Raw genomic sequence first — 1,549 nt, 5'->3', positions numbered from 1 at the left:
AGTAACGACGCTAGACGACCTAACCATCGCATTGTACACATACGATGAAAACGGCTTACGTTTAACGAAAACAGTTGGCGATAAAACACATGAATACTTCTATAACGACGAAGTATTAGAGATGGAAGTTGTGAAAGTAAAAGATGTCATTACCGAATATCGTTCATATGAATGGAGTGGCTATACACCGCTTGGTATGATGGTGAAAGCGAAAAATGGATCCGGTACATTTGAAACTGTAAAGGAAGGCGAGTCAGTACACAACGTCCTGTTGTTGGCTCGCCCAACTTGCGTCCAGCAAGCAGCAATTCATCACGAATCATCGTGGGGATGTACTAAGTATTCGTGATAAAGATGACCAAGAAGTCGGTGCATACACATATGATGCTTACGGAAATGTATTAACGGTCGAAGGGGATCTAGCGAAAGCGAATCCAATTCGTTATGCTGGTTACTACTATGACGATGAAACAAAGAACTACTATTTACAAGCCCGTTACTATAACCCAGCAAACGGTGCATTCTTAGCGTTAGACCCACACCCAGGTGATGATGACGAACCACTGTCACAGAATGGTTATAGCTATGCGAATGGTAATCCCGTGATGAATGTGGATCCAGATGGGAAAATAGCTTGGTGGATAGCTTCTGCTTTAGTAGGTGCCGCATTGAATGCATTGCCAATGTTATTGAACTATTATTATAAGCATAGGACGTTAAGAGGTTTTAATTGGTGGGTTTTTGGTAGGGCAGCAGCTGTTGGAGCTATAACCAGTATAGGTGGTGCAGGTCTATACAGAGCCGTGGCTTCTATAGGTGGAAGTTTAATAACTAGAGTTATAGCCTTAGCCGGATATGGTCCTAAAGCATATATTCTTAATACTATCGCTAAAGGTAAGAAGCCAACTCTTAGTGGATTATACTCAAGTTATATAACATCTGGAGTTGCATCAGGACTAAATGTTTTTAATCGACTAAAAAGTATTTATAGGTACGGTGGTAAAAAAGCAGTAACTCGTTATATTAAAGCCATTCGCTAAGTCAGGGAGTGATATAGTGTTAAAGAAAATATTAATCAGTATACCAATTTTTATCTTAGCAATTCTAAGCCCTGTCGCTCCAATTTTTTATTTTGGATTAAACACAAAAAAAATAGATGCGAATATACAGAGGTTGTTAAAATATTCTTGGTTTGATGAATTATATTCTACGGATAAATTTAGACATTTATTTTTTGCAAATAAACATGTTAGAAAAAATTAAGTAGCGATATTTATGTAAAGCTGTTGAGCCATCACAAAAAAACACAAGAAAAATTCTACCGATTTTTAGAAAAAGAAAATAATAGATCAAATTAATTTATTACTATTGATTTCGATTTGCTAATAGAGATAATAAAAGTTGGATATATATATCGGTTCTTCACCGAAAGACGGGGTTGACTGAAATAGGTCAATATATGTTTCAGACAGACGCTTTGTTTGTTTTTCGGTAGACCGCTTACGGAGAAGATTTTAAAGTAAAAGAAGCGACAACATATAAAGAAAAC

General features: G+C 36.7%; 2 protein-coding genes. Both read left to right on the top strand.

Features of this window, described 5'->3' with window-relative positions; genetic code table 11:
• On the top strand, window positions 1-349 hold a 349-nt coding region (locus KGI01_RS13945; RefSeq protein ID WP_170214804.1), incomplete at its 5' end, for a hypothetical protein.
• Window positions 312-1,040, top strand: coding sequence for an RHS repeat-associated core domain-containing protein (locus KGI01_RS13630; RefSeq protein ID WP_141275132.1), 729 nt, complete (start codon window positions 312-314; stop codon window positions 1,038-1,040). The genes KGI01_RS13945 and KGI01_RS13630, both read left to right, overlap by 38 nt.
• The last annotated feature ends 509 nt before the right edge of the window (window positions 1,041-1,549 follow it).

This window comes from Kurthia gibsonii, from assembly GCF_006539985.1.
GTDB lineage: Bacteria > Bacillota > Bacilli > Bacillales_A > Planococcaceae > Kurthia > Kurthia gibsonii.
This window is presented reverse-complemented; position numbering and strand designations above follow the sequence as displayed.